The sequence below is a fragment of the Nitrospira sp. BLG_2 genome, from assembly GCF_049222245.1.
In genome coordinates, this window is record NZ_JBLYIG010000512.1 from 1 (window position 1) to 2,495 (window position 2,495).

Genomic DNA, 2,495 nt, shown 5'->3' on the forward strand with positions numbered 1-2,495 from the left:
CCGCAACCCTCACCAGATATGTGAGCTACGCCATCATGGCTTTGAACGCCGGGGCGATATTTGGATACCTGGGCTTCGGTCCTCTCGCTGATCGATTCGGCAGACGAGCGGTATTCGCCTTCATGTGCCTTGGAAGTCTCATCATGTTGCCGGTCACCTACTTGACGCCATCGACTTATATCGGTGTTCTGATGCTCCTGCCGATCCTCGGGTTTTTCAATAACGGCATTTTCAGCGGATTTCCGATCTACCTTCCGGAGCTGTACCCCACACAGCTACGGGCGACCGGGGCCGGATTCTGTTTCAACGCGGGGCGCGTCTTGGCATCGGCCTCTCCTCTCCTGACCGGCTGGCTGGTCACGACGTTAGGCACATTCGGACGCGCAGCCAGCACGGTCGCGCTGATCTATCTGCTCGGACTTATTGTGCTTTTGTTCGCTCCGGAAACAAAAGGCCGTCGTTTGCCGGACTAGCGTATGGGCGGTCCTTGACTTTCCATTCCCACAGCTTATCTAAACGTCCATGAACACAAAACAGACTCCCAGAATGCTGACCCATGACGAGAGGAAAGCGGCGGAAGCGGCTTTTGGAGGCCGACCGTTCAATCCAACCTGGTCTGATTCCGCCAAACGAGTATATGAAGGCCTTATCCAAGCGCTTCCCGCTCTGCCGGATGAGACCGCTGTGACACATGATCAAAACCCGGCGAGTAATGAATCGCCCCCTGAAGCGGCTCCGGCGTTACCGACAGCGGAAGAGCCTAAACTCGAAAGCCCGACCCATTCGGACCAAGCGCTGGAAGTACGGGCCGACACCCCGGCCAATCAGCTGATCACGAATCGTCAACAGGCGATTCAAGCCGGATTTCTGATCGATGTGTCGACGGATGCGCAAAAACTCGGCCTGACCTTCCCCGTCACGGTGACGAAGCCGCTCTGGGAAGTCGGGATCGCGCCCGGTGAATCGATGTCGGATGAAGAAAAAGCCGAGCGATTGCGGGATGTGTTGATGGCGTTTCGGCTCCGCATTGCGAGTCAAGCGACACTCTCGCCGCTGATCGACTTTCCGGCGATGCTGGCCCTGCCGCCCGGCGGTGTGCCGCAGCCGGTGCCCTTGTTCGCCTTGATTCAACCGGACGAGCAGAATCGCGCGGCTGCCACTCTGCTGCTGCCCAATGAAGTCTCGGCGACAATCATTCCGATGAACTAACGATCTGTTTTCAACGCGGCAAGCCGCTTTACCAGATCCATCTCTTCCAATTCCGTCTTGACTTCTTCATTCAACCGCGCATCAAGCAATTGATCGAGAATCCTCTTGAATTGCGGGCCCGGCTTTAATCCCATTGCTTTCAAATCACTGCCCGTCAGAATCGGTCTCACATGCTGATAGGTCGTGAGGAACGCCGAGACATGCCGCTTGACGGTTTCTCCCTTGCTTTTGGCCATGAGGATCAACAGCGTTTCATCGGATAGTCCCGACAAGAGGTGGTACACGTCCGCCGGCTTGATCGGTCGTTTCGACGCAAGTCGACGAATGACATTGTGGCAGCCCACACGGGCCATCTTGAGTCTGCCCGCTTCCTGCTCGGAAAAGGGGAAGCGCTTGAATGCATCCTTCACGGCACGCTCCGGCAACATTTCGAGAAGTCCCATCATATAGACCAGCCAGACCTCCATCTTCCGATCTAAATATAACAATCGGTACCAATCGACGGCTTCTTCGAGCGCAGCCAACAATTTGTCCAACCGGTCCGACCAGCTCAGCTTCGGGTGAATGAACTTCAAGAGATTCAGCTCCGCCAATCGTTTGATCGCCTGTTTCGGTTTCCGCTCGCTCAGCAGCAGTTTCAGTTCTTCCAGCAGCCGGTGGCCGGATAACCGGCGAAACAAGTTCATCTTGACGGCGCCGGCGATCAACGCCGCCGTATCCTTACCCAAGCGAAACCCAAACCGGGACTCAAATCGGATCGCCCGAAATACGCGGGTCGGATCTTCAACAAAACTCAGCCCGTGCAAGACGCGAATGACCTTGTCATTCAGATCCCGTTGTCCACCGTAGAAATCGAACACGTCTCCGAAACCCTTTCCGTTCAACCGGACGGCGAGCGCGTTTATGGTGAAATCTCGACGATAGAGATCTTTCTTGATGGAACTTTGTTCCACTGTCGGCAGGGCGGTCGGATATTCGTAATATTCCGTTCTTGCGGTGGCCACATCAAGTCTGAAGCCGTCCCTCAACAACAGGATTGCCGTGCCGAATCGCTCATGTACCTTGACCCTTGCGCGCAGCGCTTCCCCGAGTTTTTGCGCGAAGGCAATTCCATCGCCTTCGACCACGAGATCCAAGTCCAGGTTCTCGATTCCCAACAATAGATCCCGCACGCAGCCGCCGACGACGAAAAGGGGGACCTCGCAGCGATCAGCCAGTTGACCGGCCTCTTCCAGCACCGTCACCAAGCGATGCGGCAAGCGACTGCGCAAGTGTCCCTTCACGTT

Annotated in this window: 3 protein-coding genes; 2 read left to right on the forward strand and 1 reads right to left on the reverse strand. The window is 56.1% G+C overall.

Features of this window, described 5'->3' with window-relative positions:
• Both ACOSYY_RS13830 and ACOSYY_RS13835 read left to right on the forward strand, forming a co-directional pair.
• A partial coding sequence (locus ACOSYY_RS13830; RefSeq protein ID WP_421663100.1) for an MFS transporter occupies nucleotides 1-473 on the forward strand: 473 nt, incomplete at its 5' end.
• Between the two features lie 49 nt (nucleotides 474-522).
• Nucleotides 523-1,209 carry a DUF6573 family protein gene (locus ACOSYY_RS13835; protein WP_421663102.1) on the forward strand — a complete coding sequence of 229 codons (687 nt, stop codon included), beginning with the start codon at nucleotides 523-525 and terminating at the stop codon, nucleotides 1,207-1,209.
• Here the strand turns inward: ACOSYY_RS13835 and ACOSYY_RS13840 are convergent.
• Nucleotides 1,206-2,495, reverse strand: a 1,290-nt coding sequence (locus tag ACOSYY_RS13840) for a CCA tRNA nucleotidyltransferase (RefSeq protein ID WP_421663103.1), incomplete at its 5' end; no start/stop codon positions are given. The genes ACOSYY_RS13835 and ACOSYY_RS13840 overlap by 4 nt on opposite strands.